Raw genomic sequence first — 23,471 nt, 5'->3', positions numbered from 1 at the left:
GTCTAGCTAATAACGGAGCTACCGTCTAAGCCTAGACAAATGCTTCAGCTTAGCACTCAAGGGCGATGTTCGTCGACGTGAACCATCGGTTTTCAGCAACCACCGACTCTCTGTGAGGCTTCACAATCAACTACTCCTCCCTCTCAACGCTTTCTTATTGTTATAAAGAGTTGTTATCCAACTTTATTTTCTTCGTAAATCTTCTCTCCATCTTCTACAACTAACTTTCGGAATTCTTCTAATAAACGATTCGTATGTAGACCTGTTTGCCCTAAACCAATCGTTCTACCATCTACTGTCGTAACAGCAATTACTTCAGCAGCCGTTCCTGTTAAAAATACTTCATCAGCTACATATACATCATGCCTTGTAAATAACTCTTCTCTAACGTCATATCCAAGTTTTTCACCGATTTCTAATATAGCGTTTCGTGTAATGCCTTCTAACGCTCCAGCAGAACTTGGTGGTGTAATTAATTTATTTCCTTTTACAATAAACACGTTATCTCCTGAGCCTTCAGCTACGTATCCTTGATCATTTAACATAAGTGCTTCTTGTACTCCAGCTAATTTCGCTTCAATACGAACTAAAATATTGTTTAAGTAATTTAAAGATTTTACTTGAGGCGACAAAACATCTGGACGGTTTCGGCGCGTTGCAACTGTTACAACTGGAATCCCCTTTTCATAATATTCTTGCGGGAATAAAGATAGTTGTTCTGCAATTACTACTACATTCGGTTTCTTACAAGAATCAGGATCTAATCCAAGATTTCCTGCTCCTCTCGATACAACAAGGCGAATGTATCCATTAGATAATTTATTTTGTCGAATCGTCTCAACAACAATATTCGTTACTTCATCTAAAGAATATGGAATTTCTAACATGATGGATTTTGCTGATTCATATAACCGGACAAGATGCTCTCTCAAACGGAAAACATTACCGCTATATACTCTAATTCCTTCAAATACTCCATCGCCATATAAATAACCATGATCATATACTGAAACTTTTGCCTCGTCTTTTGGAACAAATTCTCCATTTAAGAAAATCCATTGCTCGTTCACTGGAAAGCGCCTCCTATGTTCTATGAATTTTTTATTGTTTCCTAGTTTACTCTCCTTTCTAAATAAATCAAGTGAATTTTTAGAAAATTTATAATTTTTAATCGTACGTACATCTTCGATTATATTGATTTAACAGCATTGTTAACGTTTACAAAAAGTCAAAAAATTTTTTTCGTCAATTTCCACTAAAAAAAATATTTGTTTAAAAGAAGGATTTTCATCAATTGATACGAATCTATTGTATTCAATAAACGGACGTCCGTTTTTATAAATTCGGTAATATATAACGACTTTTGCTGAAAAAGGGGGAAAATAATAAAAATAACGCTGTCTAAAAATAACATTCATATTTTTCGTTTCGTAATCATAATCCTATTTTTAAAAAACAATTTGTCAAAATGAAGGAGGAAATCAATATGGCGTGTGTACAAATTAAAGGAACGAGACAAGAGGTAGTAGAAATGCTTCAACTATTTGATCTAATGGATACGAAAGGTTTTTGTAAATTCGATAATTATGTAGAGGTAGAACCAAATAATAAAGAACATAATAATTTTATTGCTTCAATTGACATTCATTCAAATACTTCTTCTGCCCAAGATACTTTAAACGATCAATTCGTAAGTCAAATGCTTACTGGTGTATATAACGACTAAACAAAGATTTACTTCCTACCGTCTTTTCATAAATATATGCAGTGGACTTGAGCATACTAGCAACTAGATGGTAGGAGGTGAGAATTATGGCTAGAATTGGCGTTGAAAACTCATTAACAGATGTTCAACAAGCTCTTCAGCAACAGGGACATGAAGTTGTTACCCTTGGCTCCGAACAGGATGCACAAGGGTGCGATTGTTGTGTTGTAACTGGGCAAGATTCTAATATGATGGGTATTGCAGATGCATCAATTAAGGGATCGGTAATTGCAGCTCATGGTTTAACAACAGATGAAATTTGTCAGCAAGTAGAGAGCCGCACTTAAATGTATTATACAAAAAGAAAGAGGACTCCTTTTCAAAAGGAGTCCTCTTTTTTATATTCACCTAACGGGAAAGTAACATATACTGGATGAAAGCCCTACCTCTCTCTCATCATTACGGTTCCACTGACCGCTCCTTGATTCACTAGTATACATATAAAGCCTACAATAATAATTTATAGGGTTTGTTCACAAAAGTTGTTGGTAAGACTACCCGATCTTTCGCAAACTTTTCGTATTATATTTATAAGATTTATTTACTTTACACTAGCTGTAACCGAGACACGAATTAAAATTTTAACACTAATACAATAACTTGTCAACATTTTTTGCAAATTAAAAACAGACAGTAACGGTTTGTCTGTTTTAGAATGGAGCTTTTTCTTTTATTACATATACAACAAAACCGCTTACTAACATACATAAGCCAACTACTAAGTTTTTGATATTAATCATAAATTCCTCTCCCTTATTCCACACATCATATATATTTACAGTTCAATTATTCCGATCATCTTAAAGCGCACTTTTTCTAATATATCATAATTCCTAAAAAATGCAAGTTCACTTTTGGCGACCATTTACAAATTTATCTACAGTGCTTGGTACCGTATTTAAAGCCTTTTCAATTAAATGTGTACTACTATTGAGGTGTAATACTTGCACACCGTTAGAACCGACTACTAAAAAAGCAACTGGGCTAATAGAAACCCCAGCCCCGCTTCCGCCTCCAAATGGATGGCTTTGCTTCTTCTCTTTATGCTGCCCTTGTCCGTTATTATGCTTTTCGGAAATAAAATCACCTTTAAAGTCACTTCCGCCGGCACCAAAACCAAAAGCCACTTGAGATACTGTTAATACTACATTTCCATCAGCTGTTGAAACTGGACTTCCGACAATCGTATTTACATCTACCATCTCTTTTAAATTTGTCATTGCTGTTTTCATTAAATCTTCAATTGGATGTTCCATTATGTATTGCACCCTTTCCTCATTATTCTTTTTTATACTTTCCAAAATAGAGGAAGTCATACTAACTTTTCCTATTTCAAAAAAACAATTTTACTCTTCTAAGTGGAATTACGCCTTGTACTCGTTCGGATAAAGTGAAACTTTAATCAGCAGGGCTTTGTTCATCCCCCACTGATTATTAGCCATCAGCAATCAGATGTTTACGGGCTACAATAGCGGGATAAAAAAGAAAAAGAGATGCATACTACTATTGAACCTTGTTATGAAAGGAGCCATGACTTTGACTGAGAAATTTGATGAGTATAAAAAAAGAGATAGAATAGATAGTGATTATAGTGACTATAAAGAAGAATATGCAGCTGAGGTTGCACCACAGCGCATTGATTATGATTACGATGAGAAAGATAATAAAGATGATGTAAGATCGTCCGCCGCTGGATCAACTGCTGGCTTTATCGCTCTTGCCTTATCTATCTTATCACTCTTTACCTTCCCAACATTATTTGGTCTTGTTTCTGTATTACTAGGAATTTACGCTTATAATCGCGGAGCTACTGTAACTGGTGGTATCGCTGCGATTGTCGGCGGAATTGCAGCACTCATTGCAATTTTATTCCGAGTAGCACTTGTCGGATTATTGTTCTCCCTTTTTTAAAAAGAAAAAGGTATCTCGCTTATGCGGGATACCTTATCCTGTAAATACATCTTCCGATGGATATTTAATTTTTTGTTTTGCTGGTCGCGCTAAAGAAAAAACAAGTGTTAACGGTCCAATTAATCCACAAAACATAACAAACATAATAATACATTTTCCAAACGCTGATAACTTTGCAGTAATCCCCATCGTTAACCCTACTGTTCCAAACGCTGAAATTGTTTCAAATAGTAACTGAATAAAACTAAAGTTTTCTGTAAGCATTAATACAAATACTGCTGCAAAAATGAGTATTTGACTGGCAACAGCAATGGCTAACGCTCTCGTTACTGTTGACATTTTTATCGTGCGCTGAAATAAAACGATTTCCTCTTTTTTTCTAAAGAAAGAAAGGACGGATGTAACTAAAATAACAAACGTTGTTAATTTAATCCCTCCACCTGTCGATACACTTCCTGCACCAATAAACATTAAAACCATCGTAAATAATATAGATGATTCTTCCATCCCCCCGTAGTCAACTGTATTAAATCCAGCAGTACGAGGAGTAATACCTTGGAAAAAAGAAGCCCATAACTTTTCATTTAAAGGTAAATTCCCCAACGTCTTCACATTATTATATTCCAATACAAAAATCACAATCATCGCTATTACATTTAGCGCTACTGTTCCAACAATCATGATTTTGGAATGAAGCGATAATTTTCGAAAACTACGGCTATACCATATATCAATTAATACGGTAAAACCGAGACCACCTATTACGATTAAAGAGCAGATCCCAATATTAATAATAGGATCTCCTACATACCTCGTTAAATTATCTGGCCATAGAGCAAATCCGGCATTATTATATGATGCGATCACGTGAAAAATACTATAGTATACACCTTTTCCAAAGCCAAACTCTGGAATAAAGCGAAATGATAAAAAGATAACTCCAATCAATTCAATACAAATTGAAAATATAAAGACACGTTTTACTAATTTTACAAGACCACCTATATTTGTCTGATTAAATGCCTCTCCGATTAATAATCGATGGCGTAACCCGATTTTTTTACCTAATACCCAAACAATTAAAATGGCAATTGTCATAAGACCTAAACCACCTGTTTGAATTAAAAACATAATAACAATCTCGCCAAACATCGTAAACGTACTTGCAGTATCTACTACTCCTAATCCGGTTACAGTTGCTGCTGACGTTGCCGTAAAGAAAGCATCTACCCAACTAATATGTACTTTCGTTGCGAATGGTAACTTTAATAACAAACCGCCAACCACAATTAAGCAGAAAAAACCTAGTGCTAATATTTGTGGTGGATTTAATCGTATAAAACGATTATACAGCCCTTGTCTTTTTGTTACTTCCATATCACTAACTCCCTTAATAAAGTGCAGCTTTCCCTTCATAAATAAAGACTTTTAAGAGCCCTCAAATAGTCGGATAAACCTCATATTCTTATAATATAGTTGAGCATAATCCTTTTTTTTAAAGATTTCAACTTTTATTTATACTCGAACTCCACTTCATTTTATGACAAGAAACTTTCTATTATATTTATTCGTACTCTACAACTCTCGCAACAATCATTTTATATGTATCATTTCTCAAATTCTCATACCTTTCACTCTATGTTCACATGGGGGTCACATCCAACTTTTATAGTATATGTATCGAAGTTGTTCCTCCCTAATTTATAAGACATTCCCCAGTGTCTTGAACAACTTCCATCCCTAATTAAATTGACATAAATTGTCCCCTTCCTTAGGCCATCATTTGCGATGGTCTTATTTTTTGTTTACTCTACCTCTTATTTAAAACTCCCTCTCTCTTTCACTCTATGTTCACATGGGGGTCACATCCAACTTTTATAGTATATGTATCGGAGCTGTTCCTCCCTAATTTATAAGACATTCCCCAGTGTCTTTGAATAGCTTCCATCCCTAATTAAATTGACATAAATTGTCCCCTTCCTTAGGCCGTCATTTGTGATGGTCTTATTTTTTTGTTTACTCTATCTTCTATTTAAAACTCCCTCTCTCTTTCACTCTATGTTCACGTGGGGGTCACATCCAACTTTTATAGTATATGTATCGAAGCTGTTCCTCCCTAATTTATAAGACATTCCCCAGTGTCTTTGAATGGCTTCCATCCCTAATTAAATCGACATAAATTGTCCCCTTCCCTAGACCATCCTATGTGATGGTCTATTTTGTGTTCTAACTAGATTCCCCAACTTTTTTGCTTACTTTAGCAAAAGCAATCTATATTTAAATACATATTTTCATACAAAATATTCAGAAAATACTGTCAAAATAGGCGGTTTTTCTGTACAATTAATGTAGAAAGTAATTTCACAAAAATAAAGGGGGGGTTTTATTGAAACAAACAAAAGCAATCTTAATCGCATTATTTCTCGGTTTAGTCGTCGGACTCATTTTAAATTTAGCTGCACCATCCATTTTTGAACCATTAAATCAATATGTGTTCAATCCACTTGGTCAATTATTTATTCGCCTCATTAAAATGCTAGTTGTTCCTGTTGTATTCATTTCTATCGTGCTTGGATCTGCTGGGCTTGGAGACCCGAAACAACTTGGAAGAATCGGCTTAAAATCAATTTCATTCTTTCTTGTAACTACAGCCGTTGCCATCTCTATTGCAGTTACATTTGCACTGATTATACAACCAGGATCTGGCGGTAACTTTAAAACCGAAGGGCTTAAATATGAAGGGGCAAAAACCGAAACATCTTTCGTCGATACATTGCTAAATATCGTACCAGATAACCCAGCAAAAGCGATGGCTGATGGAAACATGTTACAAATTATTGCCTTTGCCGTATTAATCGGACTCGGTATAGCTATTTTAGGAAAACGGGTTCAAGGTATCCATTCATTACTTGAACAGGGCAACGAATTAATGATGTATCTTGTTAATCTCGTTATGAAATTAGCTCCAATCGGAACATTTGGATTGCTCGCTTCATCCGTTGGTAAAATGGGTCTTGCAGGCGTCGCTGCGATGTTCAAGTATATGATTGTCGTTATGCTAGTACTTATTATTCACGGCGTCTTCGTCTATGGCGGATTATTAAAGGTATTAGCAAAAGAAAGTATTGTCCGTTTCTTTAAACATTTCGGACCGGTAATGGCAATTGGGTTTAGTACATCTAGCTCTAATGCATCTCTTCCGTTTGCAATGAAAACAGCACAAGAAAAACTTGGCGTTCCAAAAGCGATAAGTTCTTTTGTACAACCACTAGGTGCAACAATTAATATGGATGGTACTGCCATTATGCAAGGTGTAGCAACTGTGTTTATCGCTCAAGTATACGGAGTTGAGCTTACTATGTCCCAATTAGCTGTCGTCGTATTAACTGCTGTACTAGCTAGTATCGGTACTGCTGGTGTACCAGGTGTTGGACTTGTAATGCTTACGATGGTTTTAAATCAAGTAAATCTACCGGTAGAAGGTATTGCCTTAATTATCGGTATTGATCGCATTTTAGATATGTCAAGAACAGCTGTAAATATTTCCGGTGATGCAATTTGCGCAATGATCGTCGCAAAATCAGAAGAAAAATATAATACGGATCAATCCGCAGCATCTTAAATCAAAAAAGGAGTGAATTATTTCACTCCTTTTTTGATTTACTTCCTTTTTTCGAACGGTATTCTTTTCCTTTATTATCATTACCAGTCTCAAATTCAGTACTAAACTCTTGCTGAAATTGTCCTGATTTTGGTGAGCCTTGATTTCCGCTCCCTTTACTACCATTTCGATTTGTCATATGTCTGCCCCCTTCCTTTACTAGTAGTATGTTACATATTTTCTTTTTTATAATCTTTTACATACGAAAGAAGACCTTCCTCTCATAAGGAAGGTCTTCTCCTTTATTACGTAAGCGTTTTCTTACCTGTGATGAATTAAATAAGTTTTTTAGAAATTGATATCATTATATTCATTTCTTCTTCTGAAAGCGCGGAGAATCTTTCTTGTAAATATTTCTTTTTCTCCCCTTCCATTTTTGCAACTAAATCTTTTCCTTGTTCTGTAATCTCCAAATATACAACTCTGCGATCTGACGTAGAACGTGAACGAGTTACAAAACCTTTATTAATTAATTTTTCTGTAACAGCTGTAATATGACTATTCGACACATTTAACTCATTGGCTACACGTGATACCATTTCTTTATTCGTACGATTCAATATTCTAAGGACGATGAACTCATTCCACGGTATGTAACCACCAAATATCTTTCCAATATCATTACGCAACGTGCGGAACATAGCAAAAACATTTGTCGATAGTTCTTCCATTAATTGCTCTCGATTTTGAGACAACTTTGACAGCCCCTTTTATTTCATTTAGTTAAATAAAAACCTTATTAATAATTTTACATGAAATCTTACTTTTTGTCACCTTATTTTCCCACAATTCGTAGTTTTTTAATAGATATTTCATGATACAATAAAGTTGATTTTCCAGAAAAAGGGGATGGAATAGTGAGTGAAGAAGAAAAATTTTCTAATCTCAATCTAAAAGATAAGACTTTGATTATTGGTTTTGTTATTCTGTTTCTCATTATAATTTTTGCATTTATATTCTTTGTTTATGTAGGAATCTTTCATATTACAGGTATAGAGTATAGATCACGCACTGCTTTACTTCTATTTTTTCTATTAATCACTTTCTTAGACGGTATTACATTCTTTATCTTCGGTTTCCTCAAGGCGTTGCTATATCCAATGACAAAAAACATGCCAAATTGGCTGGCTATTACTCTTTTTGCAATCATTGAAATTACGCTAGATTGGTTCGTCATTCATACTGCCGATGATTGGATAGAGAGCGTACAACTGTCCAATCTTACTGAATTATGTGTCGTACTATTCCTTTTCCTATTAAATCAATTATTAAGTGACAAGAAAGAGTAAGAATGCAAGCTTTTCTATATAAAAATTGGTACAATGAAAACAAATCATACTAAAGAGGTGTTACTTATGAACTTACAACAATGGGCTGATAAAGGTATGTCCTTTGATACATATGTGAATGAAATGAAAGTAAATCAATATGAGCTACTGCACATTTACAATAACTTTTCAATTCCAAATGAATTACTTCCTGTATTAGAAGAACGCCAAAATGGTGGCTGGCGTGTTATCGTATTAACAGCTGATTGGTGTGGTGACGCTCTTTTATGCGTACCTGTTATGAAACGAATTTCTGAAGTTGCAAATATTGATATGAGATTATTAATTCGCGATGAAAACTTAGAATTAATGGATCAATATTTAACAAATGGAACAGCACGTGCCATTCCAATTTTTATTTTCATTGATAAAGATGGAAATGAACAAGCCGCTTGGGGACCACGCGCTCCAAAAGTACAAGAGTTAGTAACTTCAATGCGCGCTACATTGCCTGAAAAAGAAGATCCAACATTCGAAGAGAAACAAAAAGAAATGTACGCTAATTTCCGTGCTACATTAGCTGATGATACTTCTCTTTGGGAACATGTAATGGAAAGCATGATGGAAAAAGTAGTAAAATAAAAAAACTGCCGAACTCGGCAGTTTTTCTATTACATAATGAAGAAATAGAATACCGCAGCTAAAATGAAACGATAGTAAGCGAACGGTGTTAGTTTTACACGACCTAATAATTTTAAGAATGAAACAATTGCAAGCATCGCAACAACGAATGCTGTAATAAATCCTGTTGCAAATAACGGGATATCAGCCGCACTTAATATATCCCAGCTTTTAATTAAATCTAAACCACTTGCAGCTACCATCATTGGTACTGCTAAAATAAATGTATATTCAGCCGCCGCTGTATGTGACACGCGAGCTAATAAACCACCACTTATTGTAGAACCAGAACGAGAAAATCCTGGCCAAAGCGCTAAACATTGGAACATCCCAATTGTAAATGCTTGCTTATATGTGATTTCATCTAATGTTCTTGCTGTACTTGGTTTCGAAAACTTCTCAGCAACAATCATTAAAATACCACCAGCCACTAAACTGATGACAACTGGGCCTGGCCCAAATAAAACTTCTTTAATCGCACTATGGAACAATACGCCAAGTACGCCGGCAGGAATCATCCCGATAATAATATGTAATAAATTTAACGATGGTCCATCTGTTACTTTCCCAATACCTACTAAAGACCATAGACGCTTCCAAAATATAACAACAACTGCTAAAATCGATCCCAATTGAATAACAACTTCGAAAACTTTCGCTCTCTCGTCGTCAAATCCAAGTAAATGACCTGTTAAAATCATATGTCCTGTTGATGAAACTGGTAAAAACTCTGTTAAACCTTCAACAGCACCCATGATTATTCCAATTAACCAATCAGCCACGAGTAGTGCCTCCTTAATAACAAATATGTAATTTTTCACACCTTATCATAATACCTTATCCCCTTTTAAAGTGCATCCTTTTTTTATTGATTGTACATGTTGTATGCGCGTATTTCTTTTCTATTTTTTGATTAAATTGTATGATAGTATGAGTTTGTTTTTTTAGCGGAAAGGGGATTTTATGAAAGAAACTAATTCATTCTCACAAAAATTAAAGCAATTTGTATTACTATTTTTCCCGATTTTCGTAACGCAAATGTCATTATTTGCAATGAGTTTTTTCGATACGACAATGTCCGGGCACGCAAGTCCTATTGATTTAGCGGGTGTTGCTATCGGAACAAGTATATGGCTTCCCGTTAGTACCGGATTAACAGGAATTTTAATGGCTACTACTCCAATTGTTGCGCAGCTAGTTGGATCAAAGAAAAAAGAGGATGTTCCCCAAGTTGTCATACAAGCAGTATATTTAGCAATTTGTGCTAGTTTCGTGGTCATCCTTATCGGTTTCTTCGCTGTTTCACCTATTTTAAACGGCATGCGCCTGGAAGAACCCGTGGAACGTATTGCGGCACAATTTTTAAGTATTATTGCAATTGGAATTATCCCTTTATTTACTTACACTGTTTTACGCGGCTTTATTGATGCATTAGGAAAAACTCGCACAACGATGATCATTACATTACTATCATTACCAATTAACGTAGTATTAAATTATGTATTAATTTTTGGTCATTTCGGTTTTCCAAAACTCGGTGGTGTTGGAGCGGCAATTGCTTCTGCAGCAACCTATTGGTGCATTTTAATCATTACCGTTATTATTATTCGTACGAAAGAGCCTTTCGCATCTTTCAATATATTTAAACAATTATATCGTCCTTCTCTTTCAAGTTGGACTGAATTCTTAAAACTTGGCGTCCCTATCGGATTTGCTATCTTTTTTGAAACGAGTATTTTCGCTGCGGTGACACTTATGATGAGTAATTTTAGTACGACAACAATCGCTGCTCATCAAGCAGCTATGAACTTCGCTTCCTTGTTATATATGACTCCTTTAAGTTTAGCAATGGCAATGACCATCGCTGTTGGATTTGAAGTTGGAGCAAAGCGATACAATAACGCAAAACAATATGGATTTATCGGGATTGGCTTAGCACTTGCATTCGCCCTATTATATTCAATTCTTCTCTACTTCTTTGATGATGCAATTGCTTCAATTTATACGACAGATATACAAGTTCATCATTTAGCAAAAGAATTTCTTATATTTGCGATTTTATTTCAAATTTCAGATGCAATTGCAACTCCTGTACAAGGGGCACTACGTGGTTATAAAGACGTAAATGTTTCCTTAATTATGACATTAATCGCTTACTGGGTAATAGGTCTCCCTCTCGGTTACATATTAGCAACTTATACTGACTGGGCAGCAAAAGGATATTGGATCGGTCTTATTATCGGTCTAGCATTTGGCGCTATCTTCCTTCTTGTCCGTCTCTTTCAAGTTCAAAGAAAATATACAACAGAAAACCGCCGCTCACGATAGAGGGGCGGTTTTCTTTATGCATATTTTTTCTTTGAACGTATAACATAATGAAAAAGAAAGGTGGATACATATGGACGAAAAAGAAAAAAAGCAATCATTCGATGAAGAATTCGCCCCTGAAATTTCACCTGGATATCGGCAAGATGTACATAAGCCACCTAAATATAAAAACACCTCGTTTTTAATGGGCATTACCATTTTTGCTGCGGTGTTACTCGTACTCATCATTTTCGTTTATTTTTAAGGAAAGGTGACATATTATATATGAAGAAACAAGATTCCAATCGTTCAAAAAGAACTGTGAAAACAGAAAAAGGGTATGCAGGTGCTTCTGTTCTTACACAGAAACAAGTCGAGCAAGGAAATTTATATATTGCTCAAAAAGAACTTGGTCAACAAAATGAAAACCTTTAGAATCCCTCAAAGAACTGGGGGATTTTTTTATCCGCTATTTGTAGCACTAATTCATGTTTCACTTTATTTTACATACTGTTTTTGTTCTAACACCTTAAATATATTATTAACCTTTACAATTTTTATTTCATAATTCAATTTCATTTCGCTTCTCTTACCATTTTCAGCACCCGCAACGTACGCTACAGTTTGATAACGAAAACTTTCATCCGTCACTTCACGTATGTCCTCGTTTGTAAATTTATACTCTAAATCCCGAAACCGATTTGGATAATAATTTCCTATTAATTGTTCATACCCTCTATTTACAAATAGTACTTCACCTTTTCGTTTCACATCTTCTTTATTATTAAGCTCAAACACTGATAATTGCTCTGTCACAAAATGTTTTCCTACCTTTTTCATTTCATTATGAGTTAAAGTTTCTATACTTTTGTTCTTTAATTCATTATTTAATCCGTACTGATTAATCGGTTTAAAGCTAGCAAAAACCTCTTCTTTATATGACCAAAACAATCCAAAAGCGATACATAGAGAAATGATGAATAGTCTTTTCTTCGTAATACTCCCGCCCTTCTTCATAATGATAGTTATATTTTAACATATAGAAAGAAAATTCTGATATCATAAAGTGGAATAACTTAATTCAGAAACGAGGAGCAATTATGGACTCTTACAAACAGTATATAAAAGAAGCTTTGCCTAATCTTTCTATACATTCATATAAACAAAATGAAGAAGGATGGGATAATGTAGCAGTTATAGTAAATGATGAGCTACTGTTTCGTTTCCCGCGAAAACAAGAATATGCAATGCGAATTCCTTTAGAAAAAGAACTGTGCATAATTCTCTCTCATTTGCTACAAGAAATCGAGGTTCCAAAGTATCACCTATTCTATAAAAAGGATACTGATACTGTTCCCCTCTGTAGTTACTATACTCTCATTCATGGTGAACCGTTTAAAAAAGAGATAGTTACCAAGCTAGAGAAAAAAGAACTTGAAGTAATTATTACACAATTAGCGACTTTCCTTGCGGCTCTACATAGTATTCCTTTAAAGCGTGTGAAGGCATTAGAATTCCCTATAGAAAAAACACTCACCTACTGGAAAGAGCTACAAACAAAATTAACTCAATATCTTACTAACAGTCTTACTTCATACCAGAAATCAGCGTTAAATTGTTTATTCGAAAATTTCTTTACATGTATCGATACATCCACTTTTCAAAAAACAATTATTCACGCTGACTTTACACATCATCACATTTTATTTGATCACCAAAATAAAACCATTTCAGGGATTATCGATTTTGGTGATGCTCAAATAGGAGATCCCGCCTTTGACTTTGCTGGGCTATATTATGATTTTGGACATGAATTTACTACATCAGTATATGAACAATACAGTACGCTTATTTCACACCATGATCCATTACTCATTCATCGCATCACGACCTTTTATCAATACAGTCCTTTATTACATAATATGATTTATAACTTTGAAACAAAGAATGAACTTGAATTCCTAGCAGGTACAGAAAAACTGAAAGTAATACTACAGGGCCGAGATTAAATTCTCTCCCGATATTCTCTCTCTTCATACATCATTAACTTTTTATCCATTTCAACAATAATTTGATACAGTTGAAACGCTTGTAAAATTTGCAGTTGAATTCCAAAAGGAGCATTCTGTTCTTTTAACCATTGAAATACTTTCGTTTCATCTTTCATTGATTATTCCTCCCTTTATTAAAATCTGCTACAAATATACGGTAAATGATGAAAAGCTTTTCATGTCAATAACAAAAAAGGATGCAAAATTGCATCCTTTAATGTACGATATTTTTCTTCTGCTTCGCTTCTTTCTTTACTTCTTCCCTTTGGCATTCACTACGAAACGCACAACTCATACACTCAGAACGAAAATGACGCTCTGTATAATGCTCAGGTTGTTGCAACATTTCTTTCATTCTAGATAAATCAGCCATGCCAGTTATAATATCTTCCTGTTTCGGAATGTACTCATACTTAGTTCCTTCTATTAAATTAATAACTTCAATTTTTCCTGGAAGAATGCCGAAAGCTTTATAACTGAATACTGTCATTAACTTTTGACAAAGAGCAAGCATTTCCTCATCCGCATCGACAACATACTTTTTAATTACAAACGACTCAGTACTCCACTCACCAACTTCTAATGTCAATGACATGTGGACACCTAACTCTTCCATATATGTTTGAAATTTTTCATACAAAAATAACGGCGGTGTCTGACTATCATCTCTTTCAACAAACTGTAATAAGTGATCTGTTAGCTTCGCTAACACAATATAATACTCCGCCTTCGAAGCAAACATATTAACCCTTACTTTTTTCCAATACTTTTCTATTAATATTAAAAGTACAATTTTCGTTTGTTGGCCCGCAGGTAGTGTGTAATATTCGTTAATAATTCGATTCACAATCATTTGTGCGATTTGTTGCCATTCAAACGAAGAAGGTTCTCTTCTTTTTATATGACGAAAATAAAATTTATGCGGGCAACGCATAAATTCATACAAATGATAATCTGTCATCGTTTTGATTGCGATTTTCTCGTGCACTTGCTCTTCATCTCCCTTCTGCCATTAAGAAAGGTGTTTTACAAATTCAGCTCCAAACTGTAAACATTTTTCTACATCTTCATCTTCTGGCGTTAATTCTACTTTTAGTCCTTCTAACACAACTGCAGCTCCGCGCTCTTGTAGCTTTTCTATTAAAATGTCAACCGCCACGCCGTATTTCGGATAAGCCGAATCACATGATCCGAATACTGCTGCTTTTTTCCCATTTAAATCAATAGAATCCATTGCGTCATAAAAATCTAAGAAATCATCAGGAAGGTCACCATCTCCCCAAGTGTAAGCACCTAAAATAATTCCATCATACTGTTCTAGTATAGAAGCCTCTGGTGAATCCATAATATCGATCACTTCAATTTCATTTTCTGTTTCACGAATTGCACCCGCAATATGATCAGCCATTTCCTCTGTATTTCCACTCATACTTGCAAATATCATTACTAACTTACTCAACTGAATCTCTCCTTTTACCTTGTATCTCTTTTTCTGTTGGAAGTGTACTCTTCTCATCTACATATTCAGATCGAATTACATTTCGTTGCCATTCCATATGCTGATCAACATCTTTATTTTTATCTTTTAATCCCCTCCGCAGAAGGTGAAATTTTTTTCTCATTAACATGTCGCATCCATCCTATTGATAATAATTATCAATTTCAACTACCCTTAGATTAATTGACAGTGATTATCAATGTCAATAACTATTTTTAAAAAAATGATTAAAATGTACAAGCTTGTCCGTTAGCTATTCATATACTATAAATGAGCATAGTTCTTTCTCAGCCCTCTCTGACGGAAAGAAATAAAAGCAACTGCGATAGAGCGCAGTTGCCTTTTTTTATACTTTTTTACGATTTTAGTAATCTTATTGCTGTCTCTAGAAATAATTCCACTCCATAAATTAAAGCTGCTTCATCTACATCAAATTTTGGATGATGATGTGGATAACAAGTATCTATCTTTTCATTCCCCGTCCCCAATTTAATGAAGCAACCCGGTGCTTTTCTTAAATATGCTGAAAAATCTTCTCCTCCCATAGAAGGTTCAAGCTTCACAACACGCTCATTCCCAAACAAATGTAGTGCACTTTCTTCTACTACTTTCGTAATATATTCATCATTAATAACCGGATCATATCCATATCGATACGTATATGTATACTTCCCTCCATGCGCTTTTGTAATTCCTTTCACGATTTGCTCAATTTTCTCTTCTGCTTCTATTCTTAACGCTTGATTAAAAGAACGCACAGTTCCCATTAAAGTTGCTGCATTAGGAATAATATTATCAGCCATTCCCCCATGAAACTGCGTAACTGAAACAACTCTTTGCATGAAAGCACTTGTATTTCTTGATACGATATGTTGTAAATTTGTAATAATCTGCGCTCCGATAGCAATAGGATCTATCGTTTCTTCTGGCCTCGCCGCATGCCCTCCTTTCCCTTGAATTTCAACTGTAAATACGTCCGGTGCCGCCATCATCGGTCCATACGCAATTCCGATTTTCCCGCTCTCCAATCCAGACATAACATGTAAACCTATTACATAATCAACACCATCCATCACGCCTGCCTCAACCATTTCTTGTCCCCCGCCAGGATACACCTCTTCTGCGTGCTGAAAGAAGAGACGAATCTCACCTACGAAATCTTCCTTTATATTTGATAGCACCTCTGCTGTACTTAACAAAATAGCTGCGTGAGCATCATGCCCACATGCATGCATCATTCCTTTATTCACAGACGTATAAGATTTACTTGTCTCCTCTTGAATTGGTAAAGCATCTATATCAGCTCGAATTGCAACTACTTTCCCTTGTCCCGTCCCTCTTTTAATTGCTAGTACACTATACTTCGTCGGTCTCGTTACTTCAAAAGAAGAAAATGAGCATAATGTATCATATATAAATTGTGAAGTTTCTTTTTCATGAAATGATAATTCCGGATATTTATGAAAATGCTGTCTCCATTTAATAATGTTTTCTTCTGAAATAAGATCCTTCCACATCCTCTTCATCAGAAATTCCTCCTCTTATGAAACTTTAACAATTCATATATTAACTATGAAAAACTCAAACAAATATTACATTTCTATCCATTCTCCCAGACCACTTTTATACATTCACACAATCCACTTCCTATTTACATGTCAAACCCATTACAAATTCATACTGAATGTAATATAATTGCTAAGTTAGGGATTTTCTTTTTTAGTATTTAGTGCTAATATCAGAAAAGAGCCTTTTGACTTATTTTTACCTAAAATGTGGAATTTTGTTTTTTTCACAATAATGTAGGACATGATACCTACAAAGAGCTATCATTTCATTAAGAGAGGGAAAGACATGGAAAGATTAAAAGAGATATGGTCTCGACCACTCACACAATGGGTTGCAAAGACGGTTTATTACCTTGCAATTTTATTTGCATTGCTTTGGTTGTATGGATTCCATGATACAAACACAAGTACATTTATTTACAACGAATTTTAGGGTGGGAACGTTATGAAGTTATTAGAACAAATTGAAAAGTGGGCTATTGAAACGCCTGATCAAACTGCTTTTGTTTGGCGAGATGCGAAAATTACGTACAAACAATTAAAGGAAGATTCTGATGCGTTAGCACATTGGATTTCTTCTGAGTATCCAGATGATCGTTCACCAATTATGGTGTATGGCCATATGCAACCTGAAATGATTATTAACTTTTTAGGATGTGTAAAAGCTGGACATGCTTATATTCCTGTAGATTTATCTATCCCAGCTGACCGTGTACAACGTATCGCTGAAAATTCTGGTGCGAAACTACTTTTATCAGGAACTGAAGTAACTGTAACTGATTTACCAGTTCGCATTGTAAGTGAAGACAACTTAAAAGATATTTTCTTTACTCATAAAGGGAACACTCCAAATCCTGAACATGCGGTAAAAGGTGATGAGAACTTCTACATTATTTACACATCAGGAAGCACAGGTAATCCGAAAGGGGTTCAGATTACTTATAACTGCCTTGTAAGCTTTACAAAATGGGCTGTAGAAGATTTCAACTTACAAACAGGACAAGTATTCTTAAACCAAGCACCTTTCTCATTCGATTTATCTGTCATGGATATTTACCCATCATTAGTAACAGGTGGTACACTTTGGGCAATCGATAAAGATATGATTGCACGTCCAAAAGACTTGTTTGCTTCTTTAGAGCAATCGGATATACAAGTATGGACTTCAACACCATCTTTCTCTGAGATGTGTTTAATGGAAGCATCTTTCTCTGAGACTATGCTACCGAACATGAAAACATTCTTATTCTGCGGTGAAGTGTTACCAAATGAAGTAGCTAGAAAATTAATTGAGCGTTTCCCGAAAGCGACAATTATGAATACGTACGGTCCAACAGAAGCTACTGTCGCTGTAACAGGTATTCACGTTACAGAAGAAGTGCTTGATCAATACAAATCACTTCCAGTTGGCTACTGTAAATCAGATTGCCACCTTCTTATTATGAAAGAAGATGGTACGCTTGCACCTGATGGTGAAAAAGGTGAAATCGTAATTGTCGGTCCAAGCGTAAGTGTTGGATATTTAGGAAGCCCTGAATTAACAGAAAAAGCATTTACTATGATTGACGGTGAGCGCGCCTATAAAACAGGCGATGCTGGCTATGTTGAAAATGGTCTTCTATTCTATAATGGTCGTCTTGATTTCCAAATTAAGCTGCATGGTTATCGAATGGAATTAGAAGAAATTGAGCATCACCTTCGTGCGTGTTCTTACGTAGAAGGAGCAGTTATCGTTCCAATTAAAAAAGGTGAGAAATACGATTATTTATTAGCGGTTGTTGTTCCTGGCGAACATTCATTTGAAAAAGAATTCAAATTAACATCTGCAATTAAAAAAGAACTCAATGAGCGATTACCAAACTACATGATTCCACGTAAATTCATGTATCAATCTTCTATTCCAATGACACCAAATGGAAAGGTAGATCGCAAAAAATTATTGAGTGAGGTTACAGCATGACCGCATATGGATCATTTTATTTTTTCGCTATAGTGGGCATTTTATTAATACCTACTATCATAGCTGGACTAAAAGGTAAAATGTTGCGTAAATATAATGCCGTTTTAACATTAGTAATGCTCGTTATTATCTTCTCGGATAAACCGAAGCAAGCGATTATGTTAGCCGCATTTATTATTTGGCAATATGCCCTTATTAAAGGCTATTTAATTTTAAGAAAACAAAATAATAGTACATTCATGTTTTGTATAGCTGTTATTTTGTCGATTTTACCGCTCGTTTTAGCAAAAATTGCACCGTTTGTACCTGAGCTAAAGTTTGTTGTATTTTTAGGAATGTCCTATGTAACATTTAGAGCAGTACAAATGGTATTTGAAGTTCGTGATAACTTAATTAAAGAACTTTCCTTCTTTAATTTTTGGGAATTCATTTTATTCTTCCCAGCTATCTCAACGGGACCTATCGATCGTTACCGCAGATTCCAAAAAGATATTCAAAAGCCACCTAGTGCAGAAGAATATCAAAATTTACTATATACAGGGCTAAACCGTATTTTCCAAGGTTTCTTGTATAAATTTATTATCGCTTACTTAATAAAGCAATATTTTATGGATCCGGCATTCGCTCAGCAAGATACAATCCTATCAAATATGATTTACATGTATAGCTATAGCTTATATTTATTCTTTGACTTCGCTGGTTATAGCTCATTTGTAATTGGTGTAAGTTATATGATGGGAATTAAAATTCCAGAAAACTTTAATAAACCATTCATTAGTCGTAACATTAAAGACTTCTGGAATCGCTGGCACATGACCTTATCATTCTGGTTCCGTGATTTTATTTACATGCGTTTCGTCTTTTTTGCAACGAAGAAAAAGTTAATTAAAAACCGTTACACAATTTCGTATATCGGTGCATTTTTAAACTTTTTCATCATGGGAATATGGCATATTACTGGTGAGCATGTGTATCAATACATTATTTATGGTCTTTATCATGCCGCACTGTTTATTTTATTCGATATTTTCGAGCGAAAAAACAAGAAGCATAAGTTTTGGCCAAACAATAAATTTACACACATCCTTGCGATTGTAATTACGTTCCACGTTGTATGTTTCGGTTTCCTAATTTTCTCTGGACACCTTAACAGATACTTTTAATGCACCCTTCTTATACTAGTAAGAAGTTGCACATATAATATATTTCGGATATAAAGGAGATTTTAAAAATGGCAGAATTTAAAGAGCAAGTATTAGATATTTTAGAAGAAGTATGTGAAAACGATATTGTGAAAGAAAACTTAGATGTTCAATTATTTGAAGAAGGTATTCTTGATTCTTTCGCTGTAGTATCTTTATTAGTTGAATTCCAAGAGCGTTTAGATATTGAAGTTTCTATTTCTGATTTTGACCGTGACGAGTGGGCTACACCAAACATGGTTATCAAGAAGTTGGAAGAAATCCGATGAACAAAGCAAAATTTGGTCCGATGCTTTTAGCATTGGCCCTTTTTGCTGTATTCTTACTTATTCCAACGCGCTTTCTACTTCCACTTTTAAGTGATGAAAAAGTAGAACAAGCTGCCACTTCTTTAAAAGAAGAAAAGATTCAAAGTATGATATTACAGCAAAAAATGTTAGCAGACCCGAAATACCTTCCGATGTACGGTTCATCGGAATTCGCACGTATGGATGCTTTCCATCCATCAAATTATTTCAAAGTAAAGCCTGAAGGGTTCACACCATTCCTACTTGGACGCGGAGGAACACAAGACCTTGTACATGTGTTAAACTTTGCATCTACAATGGATCAATTGAAGGGTAAGAAAATGGTATTCGTTCTTTCTCCTCAATGGTTTGTACCACAAGGTATTGATGAAACACACTTTGCACCTAACTTTTCAAAACAACAAGGCTATCACTTGCTTTTCAATGATGACTTAAAGCCTGAAATGAAAAAGCAAATTGCAAAACGTTTATTAAACTTTGAGATCGTCAAGAAAGAAACTTTACTAAAAATTTCGCTTGAAGGTATCGTTTATGATGATACAAAGCATAAAGTAAAAGCACTTGCTGCTAAACCTTTCGCTTATATTTATCGTAACATTTTAGATCGTAAAGATTTATTTACAGCAATGTTTGATATTAAACCGCATAAAGAAAAACTTGACCCTTCATTAAAACAAATGAATTGGGAAGAAGCTCGTAAACATGCAGATCAAACTGGTGCAGTAGAATCAGGTTCTAACGAATATGGTATCGAAGATGATTACTTCAACAGCAAAATCAAGAAGAAATTAAAGCAACGTGAAGGCTACTTAAAAAATGATGCTTATGATCAATCGCCAGAATATGAAGATTTACAAATTGTACTTGATTTATTAAAACAATCTGGTGCAAAACCACTCTTCATTTCTGTCCCTGTAAAAGGTCCTTGGTACGATTACGCTGGCTTCCCGAAAGAACGTCGCGAATTGTACTATAAGAAAGTTCATGAGCAAATTGAGAAAGCTGGCTATCCAATTGCCGACTTCTCAAATCATGAATATGATAAATACTTCTTAAAAGATCATATGCACTTAGGTTGGAAAGGCTGGGTTTATATCGATGAGGCCATCCAACAATTTTATAAAGCAAACTAACGAAAAGACCGCTTGAATTATTCAAGTGGTCTTTTTCTATATATATTTTGTAATTGTTCGATTACGTTCTCTGCTTCTTTCATAACTCGCTCCACTACATGCTGAGCTGATTCTATTCGTGCTAACGATGACGCTTGCCCTGCCCAAAGCGACATGTATTCTCCTTTATTTTGTTTTGCTGCTTCTTGGCGTATTTTAGAGGTTAATACATTTTGCACTGGATACATCGGAAGCCCTTCTTCTTTCCCTTCATGTCTCTCTATAAATTCATTACGAATACCCCGCGCATATTTCCCGGAAAACGCACGAGTCACAGTTGTACTCGTATCTGTACTACGTAAAACCGCTTGTTTATATACATCATGCGTAATACTTTCTTTACTCGTTAAAAAAGCCGATCCCATTTGAACAGCTTCTGCTCCCAGTGTAAATGCCGCAACAAGCCCTTGTCCGTTCATTACACCACCTGCTCCAACAATTGGGATATGCGGGACTGCTGCTACTAACTGTGGAATTAATGCAAACGTCCCAATCATAGCTTCCTGTTCTTTCCCAATAAACGTTCCTCTATGCCCTCCTGCCTCGCTCCCTTGACCGACAATAATGTCTACTCCTAATTCAGCAAGCACTTTCGCCTCTGCCACATGAGTAGCTGTTCCGATGACTTTGATTTCTCTTCTTTTCAATTCATCTATTTCTTCTTTTTCTAACGTTTGAAATGCAAAGCTAACGACTGGCACTTTTTCTTCTACTAACACTTGTAATTGTTCTTTATAACTTTTTGGAAGCTTTAACTGCTCTTCTTCCTCTATACCGAATTCTCTATTCACTCCGCTAAGTAATCCCTTGGCCAAGTTTATCTTCTCTTCTTCTATTTGTATCTCTTTCGTTAACAGTAAATTCACACCGAAAGGCTTATCCGTTCGTTCCCTTATTTTATAAATTGCATCACGAATTTGTTCAGGGCTCATATAGCCTGCTCCAAGCGTTCCTAATCCTCCGCTATTACTTACAGCTGCAACAAGCTCAGGCGTCGTAATTGCACCTGCCATACCTGCTTGAATGATGGGATACTTAATTTGTAATGTATCTATAACTCGACTTGTAAACATCATTTCTCCTCCTATTCCCCTTATATCTTCTTTATTTGACAAACTTTCCCCTTCTTTTACAAGGGTTGAACTTCCTATGAAGCGAATATATTGAAAGTGAAGGAGGCTGAAAACAATGATATATCCAAATGCGTTACAACAAGGTGATACAGTAATGATTATTGCACCGTCCGGCCCACCAACAATTGAAAATGTATTAAAAGGGGTAACCCTATTACAAGAAATGGGTTTATCTGTAGTAATTGGGAAGAGTGTTTATGAGCAATATGGATATTTAGCTGGAAGTGATCAAGTTCGGCTCGATGATATACATGAAGCATTTACAAATAATGAAGTAAAGGCCATTTTCTGTGCACGAGGTGGTTACGGAAGTGCTCGTCTCCTCCCTCACATTCAATATGAAATCATTCAGCAGAATCCAAAAATCTTTTGGGGATATAGCGATATTACAGCTTTACATACGGCCTTTTCACGTTATGCAAAGCTTGTTACTTTTCATGGTCCAATGGTTGAAGAATTAGGTAAAGGTGTAGATTCTCTTTCTTTATCTTCTTTCAATCAACTATTCCATCCGTATTCAACCATCTTATCTGCTTCAGAATGTATCGTACCTACCTCTCCATGTACAGTTACAGGCACATTGGCGGGAGGAAATTTAACTGTATTAACGAGTATAATTGGCTCACCCTATGAGATAATTACGGCTAATAAACTTTTGTTGCTTGAAGACATTGGGGAAGAACCGTATCGCATTGACCGTATGTTAAATCAGCTACTTATATCTGGAAAGTTTAATGAATGTAGCGGTGTTATTTTTACAAGTTGTCACGACTGCACTCCTTCTAAACCATCTCAATCATTGCAAACAATACTATATGAATTTTTCGCACCATATCATATACCTGTCCTATTCGGTTTACCGATTGGACATATAAGCCCAAACATCGGGATTCCTCTTGGAGCTACAGCGACAATAAATACAAATAATAAAACAATCTCTATTTCTTCTGGCGTAGCCAATCCGTATTCAAATTAAAAAGGAAAAG

31 protein-coding genes and 1 other annotated feature (1 of these 32 cut by a window edge) are annotated in these 23,471 nt (G+C 35.2%); of the genes, 16 read left to right on the top strand and 15 right to left on the bottom strand.

What is annotated here, in order from left to right; translation table 11 throughout:
* Window positions 1-156, bottom strand: a binding site (T-box leader) (it extends 72 nt beyond the left edge of the window).
* Window positions 157-173: 17 nt separating this feature from the next.
* Window positions 174-1,070, bottom strand: a complete 897-nt coding sequence (gene ilvE / locus DT250_RS18885) for a branched-chain-amino-acid transaminase (protein WP_087985494.1) — start codon at window positions 1,068-1,070, stop codon at window positions 174-176.
* Between the two features lie 141 nt (window positions 1,071-1,211).
* Window positions 1,212-1,418, bottom strand: a complete 207-nt coding sequence (locus DT250_RS32705) for a hypothetical protein (protein ID WP_137036230.1) — start codon at window positions 1,416-1,418, stop codon at window positions 1,212-1,214.
* A 68-nt stretch (window positions 1,419-1,486) separates the two neighbouring features.
* Between DT250_RS32705 and DT250_RS18875 the strand changes: the two genes are divergently transcribed.
* Together DT250_RS18875 and DT250_RS18870 are read left to right on the top strand one after the other, a co-directional pair.
* Window positions 1,487-1,726: a DUF3911 family protein gene (locus DT250_RS18875; RefSeq protein WP_000752504.1), complete on the top strand. Its 240-nt coding sequence runs from the start codon at window positions 1,487-1,489 to the stop codon at window positions 1,724-1,726.
* A gap of 86 nt (window positions 1,727-1,812) precedes the next feature.
* Window positions 1,813-2,052, top strand: a complete 240-nt coding sequence (locus DT250_RS18870) for a YkuS family protein (RefSeq protein WP_060489510.1) — start codon at window positions 1,813-1,815, stop codon at window positions 2,050-2,052.
* A gap of 363 nt (window positions 2,053-2,415) precedes the next feature.
* Here the strand turns inward: DT250_RS18870 and DT250_RS18865 are convergent, their stop codons facing one another.
* Window positions 2,416-2,505 (bottom strand): hypothetical protein, encoded by a 90-nt coding sequence (locus DT250_RS18865; RefSeq protein ID WP_000608225.1) that lies wholly within the window; start codon window positions 2,503-2,505, stop codon window positions 2,416-2,418.
* A gap of 108 nt (window positions 2,506-2,613) precedes the next feature.
* Entirely contained in the window at window positions 2,614-3,081 is a 468-nt protein-coding gene (gene ytfJ, locus DT250_RS18860) for a GerW family sporulation protein (protein WP_053078521.1), read from the bottom strand.
* Window positions 3,082-3,283: 202 nt separating this feature from the next.
* Between ytfJ and DT250_RS18855 the strand changes: the two genes are divergently transcribed.
* The gene (locus tag DT250_RS18855) at window positions 3,284-3,676 is read left to right on the top strand and encodes an imidazole glycerol phosphate synthase (RefSeq protein ID WP_137012683.1); all 393 of its coding nucleotides are present in this window, start codon (window positions 3,284-3,286) and stop codon (window positions 3,674-3,676) included.
* A 33-nt stretch (window positions 3,677-3,709) separates the two neighbouring features.
* Here DT250_RS18855 and DT250_RS18850 read toward each other — a convergent pair whose 3' ends face one another.
* Complete coding sequence (locus DT250_RS18850; RefSeq protein WP_000454120.1) at window positions 3,710-5,053, bottom strand: TrkH family potassium uptake protein; 1,344 nt, start codon at window positions 5,051-5,053, stop codon at window positions 3,710-3,712.
* Between the two features lie 1,009 nt (window positions 5,054-6,062).
* On the opposite strand from DT250_RS18850, the gene DT250_RS18845 reads away from it, so the two are divergent.
* Complete coding sequence (locus DT250_RS18845; protein ID WP_149213535.1) at window positions 6,063-7,298, top strand: dicarboxylate/amino acid:cation symporter; 1,236 nt, start codon at window positions 6,063-6,065, stop codon at window positions 7,296-7,298.
* A 22-nt stretch (window positions 7,299-7,320) separates the two neighbouring features.
* On the opposite strand, the gene DT250_RS18840 is transcribed toward DT250_RS18845, so the two are convergent.
* A complete protein-coding gene (locus DT250_RS18840; RefSeq protein WP_000184933.1) occupies window positions 7,321-7,476 on the bottom strand; it encodes a hypothetical protein in 156 nt (51 codons plus the stop codon).
* Window positions 7,477-7,612: 136 nt separating this feature from the next.
* The gene (locus tag DT250_RS18835) at window positions 7,613-8,032 is read right to left on the bottom strand and encodes a MarR family winged helix-turn-helix transcriptional regulator (protein WP_000081442.1); all 420 of its coding nucleotides are present in this window, start codon (window positions 8,030-8,032) and stop codon (window positions 7,613-7,615) included.
* Window positions 8,033-8,194: 162 nt separating this feature from the next.
* On the opposite strand from DT250_RS18835, the gene DT250_RS18830 reads away from it, so the two are divergent.
* Window positions 8,195-8,626, top strand: a complete 432-nt coding sequence (locus DT250_RS18830) for a YrvL family regulatory protein (protein WP_087984835.1) — start codon at window positions 8,195-8,197, stop codon at window positions 8,624-8,626.
* 33 nt (window positions 8,627-8,659) lie between these two features.
* Entirely contained in the window at window positions 8,660-9,247 is a 588-nt protein-coding gene (locus DT250_RS18825; RefSeq protein ID WP_149213534.1) for a thioredoxin family protein, read from the top strand.
* Between the two features lie 29 nt (window positions 9,248-9,276).
* On the opposite strand, the gene uppP is transcribed toward DT250_RS18825, so the two are convergent.
* Window positions 9,277-10,068: a bacitracin resistance undecaprenyl-diphosphatase gene (gene uppP / locus DT250_RS18820; RefSeq protein WP_060489503.1), complete on the bottom strand. Its 792-nt coding sequence runs from the start codon at window positions 10,066-10,068 to the stop codon at window positions 9,277-9,279.
* A 181-nt stretch (window positions 10,069-10,249) separates the two neighbouring features.
* Between uppP and DT250_RS18815 the strand changes: the two genes are divergently transcribed.
* The 3 genes from DT250_RS18815 (at window position 10,250) to DT250_RS31740 (ending at window position 12,028) form a co-directional block, all read left to right on the top strand.
* The gene (locus DT250_RS18815; RefSeq protein ID WP_106382755.1) at window positions 10,250-11,614 is read left to right on the top strand and encodes an MATE family efflux transporter; all 1,365 of its coding nucleotides are present in this window, start codon (window positions 10,250-10,252) and stop codon (window positions 11,612-11,614) included.
* A gap of 70 nt (window positions 11,615-11,684) precedes the next feature.
* A complete protein-coding gene (locus DT250_RS18810) occupies window positions 11,685-11,858 on the top strand; it encodes a hypothetical protein (protein WP_000343559.1) in 174 nt (57 codons plus the stop codon).
* 20 nt (window positions 11,859-11,878) lie between these two features.
* Entirely contained in the window at window positions 11,879-12,028 is a 150-nt protein-coding gene (locus DT250_RS31740) for a hypothetical protein (RefSeq protein WP_179952854.1), read from the top strand.
* A 63-nt stretch (window positions 12,029-12,091) separates the two neighbouring features.
* On the opposite strand, the gene DT250_RS18805 is transcribed toward DT250_RS31740, so the two are convergent.
* Window positions 12,092-12,610, bottom strand: a complete 519-nt coding sequence (locus tag DT250_RS18805; RefSeq protein WP_098133997.1) for a biotin transporter BioY — start codon at window positions 12,608-12,610, stop codon at window positions 12,092-12,094.
* An 83-nt stretch (window positions 12,611-12,693) separates the two neighbouring features.
* Here DT250_RS18805 and DT250_RS18800 point away from each other — a divergent pair, with 83 nt between their 5' ends.
* On the top strand, window positions 12,694-13,602 hold the full coding sequence (locus tag DT250_RS18800; protein WP_097890361.1) for an aminoglycoside phosphotransferase family protein: 909 nt from the start codon (window positions 12,694-12,696) through the stop codon (window positions 13,600-13,602).
* Here the strand turns inward: DT250_RS18800 and DT250_RS31735 are convergent.
* The 5 genes from DT250_RS31735 to amaA form a co-directional block, all read right to left on the bottom strand.
* Entirely contained in the window at window positions 13,599-13,760 is a 162-nt protein-coding gene (locus tag DT250_RS31735; protein WP_046958209.1) for a hypothetical protein, read from the bottom strand. The two genes, DT250_RS18800 and DT250_RS31735, sit on opposite strands and share 4 nt — an antisense overlap.
* Window positions 13,761-13,858: 98 nt before the next feature.
* On the bottom strand, window positions 13,859-14,632 hold the full coding sequence (locus DT250_RS18795) for a hypothetical protein (protein WP_149213533.1): 774 nt from the start codon (window positions 14,630-14,632) through the stop codon (window positions 13,859-13,861).
* Window positions 14,633-14,656: 24 nt separating this feature from the next.
* Window positions 14,657-15,103 carry a flavodoxin gene (locus DT250_RS18790; protein WP_000041145.1) on the bottom strand — a complete coding sequence of 149 codons (447 nt, stop codon included), beginning with the start codon at window positions 15,101-15,103 and terminating at the stop codon, window positions 14,657-14,659.
* Entirely contained in the window at window positions 15,096-15,272 is a 177-nt protein-coding gene (locus tag DT250_RS31730; RefSeq protein ID WP_016088748.1) for a hypothetical protein, read from the bottom strand. The genes DT250_RS18790 and DT250_RS31730 overlap by 8 nt, the downstream gene beginning before the upstream one ends.
* Before the next feature lie 226 nt (window positions 15,273-15,498).
* On the bottom strand, window positions 15,499-16,668 hold the full coding sequence (amaA, locus tag DT250_RS18785; RefSeq protein ID WP_098082187.1) for an N-acyl-aliphatic-L-amino acid amidohydrolase: 1,170 nt from the start codon (window positions 16,666-16,668) through the stop codon (window positions 15,499-15,501).
* A 328-nt stretch (window positions 16,669-16,996) separates the two neighbouring features.
* Between amaA and DT250_RS18780 the strand changes: the two genes are divergently transcribed.
* From DT250_RS18780 to dltD, 5 genes are all read left to right on the top strand, one after another.
* Entirely contained in the window at window positions 16,997-17,143 is a 147-nt protein-coding gene (locus DT250_RS18780; protein WP_000440293.1) for a teichoic acid D-Ala incorporation-associated protein DltX, read from the top strand.
* 12 nt (window positions 17,144-17,155) lie between these two features.
* Window positions 17,156-18,670, top strand: coding sequence for a D-alanine--poly(phosphoribitol) ligase subunit DltA (dltA, locus tag DT250_RS18775; RefSeq protein ID WP_149213532.1), 1,515 nt, complete (start codon window positions 17,156-17,158; stop codon window positions 18,668-18,670).
* Window positions 18,667-19,833, top strand: coding sequence for a D-alanyl-lipoteichoic acid biosynthesis protein DltB (dltB, locus tag DT250_RS18770; RefSeq protein WP_097890368.1), 1,167 nt, complete (start codon window positions 18,667-18,669; stop codon window positions 19,831-19,833). The genes dltA and dltB overlap by 4 nt, the downstream gene beginning before the upstream one ends.
* A gap of 68 nt (window positions 19,834-19,901) precedes the next feature.
* On the top strand, window positions 19,902-20,141 hold the full coding sequence (gene dltC / locus DT250_RS18765; protein WP_000807310.1) for a D-alanine--poly(phosphoribitol) ligase subunit DltC: 240 nt from the start codon (window positions 19,902-19,904) through the stop codon (window positions 20,139-20,141).
* Window positions 20,138-21,313, top strand: a complete 1,176-nt coding sequence (gene dltD / locus DT250_RS18760) for a D-alanyl-lipoteichoic acid biosynthesis protein DltD (protein ID WP_097890370.1) — start codon at window positions 20,138-20,140, stop codon at window positions 21,311-21,313. Before dltC ends, dltD begins: the two co-directional genes overlap by 4 nt.
* A gap of 17 nt (window positions 21,314-21,330) precedes the next feature.
* On the opposite strand, the gene DT250_RS18755 is transcribed toward dltD, so the two are convergent.
* The gene (locus tag DT250_RS18755) at window positions 21,331-22,425 is read right to left on the bottom strand and encodes an NAD(P)H-dependent flavin oxidoreductase (RefSeq protein ID WP_097890372.1); all 1,095 of its coding nucleotides are present in this window, start codon (window positions 22,423-22,425) and stop codon (window positions 21,331-21,333) included.
* 115 nt (window positions 22,426-22,540) lie between these two features.
* Here DT250_RS18755 and DT250_RS18750 point away from each other — a divergent pair, with 115 nt between their 5' ends.
* Window positions 22,541-23,461: a S66 peptidase family protein gene (locus DT250_RS18750; RefSeq protein WP_149213531.1), complete on the top strand. Its 921-nt coding sequence runs from the start codon at window positions 22,541-22,543 to the stop codon at window positions 23,459-23,461.
* Window positions 23,462-23,471 lie beyond the last annotated feature (10 nt).

It is taken from the genome of Bacillus sp. AR2-1 (assembly GCF_008368755.1).
In the GTDB taxonomy this organism is placed as follows: Bacteria; Bacillota; Bacilli; order Bacillales; family Bacillaceae_G; genus Bacillus_A; species Bacillus_A wiedmannii.
The sequence above is the reverse complement of the archived record's forward strand: the minus strand, read 5'-3'. Positions and strand labels throughout refer to the sequence as shown.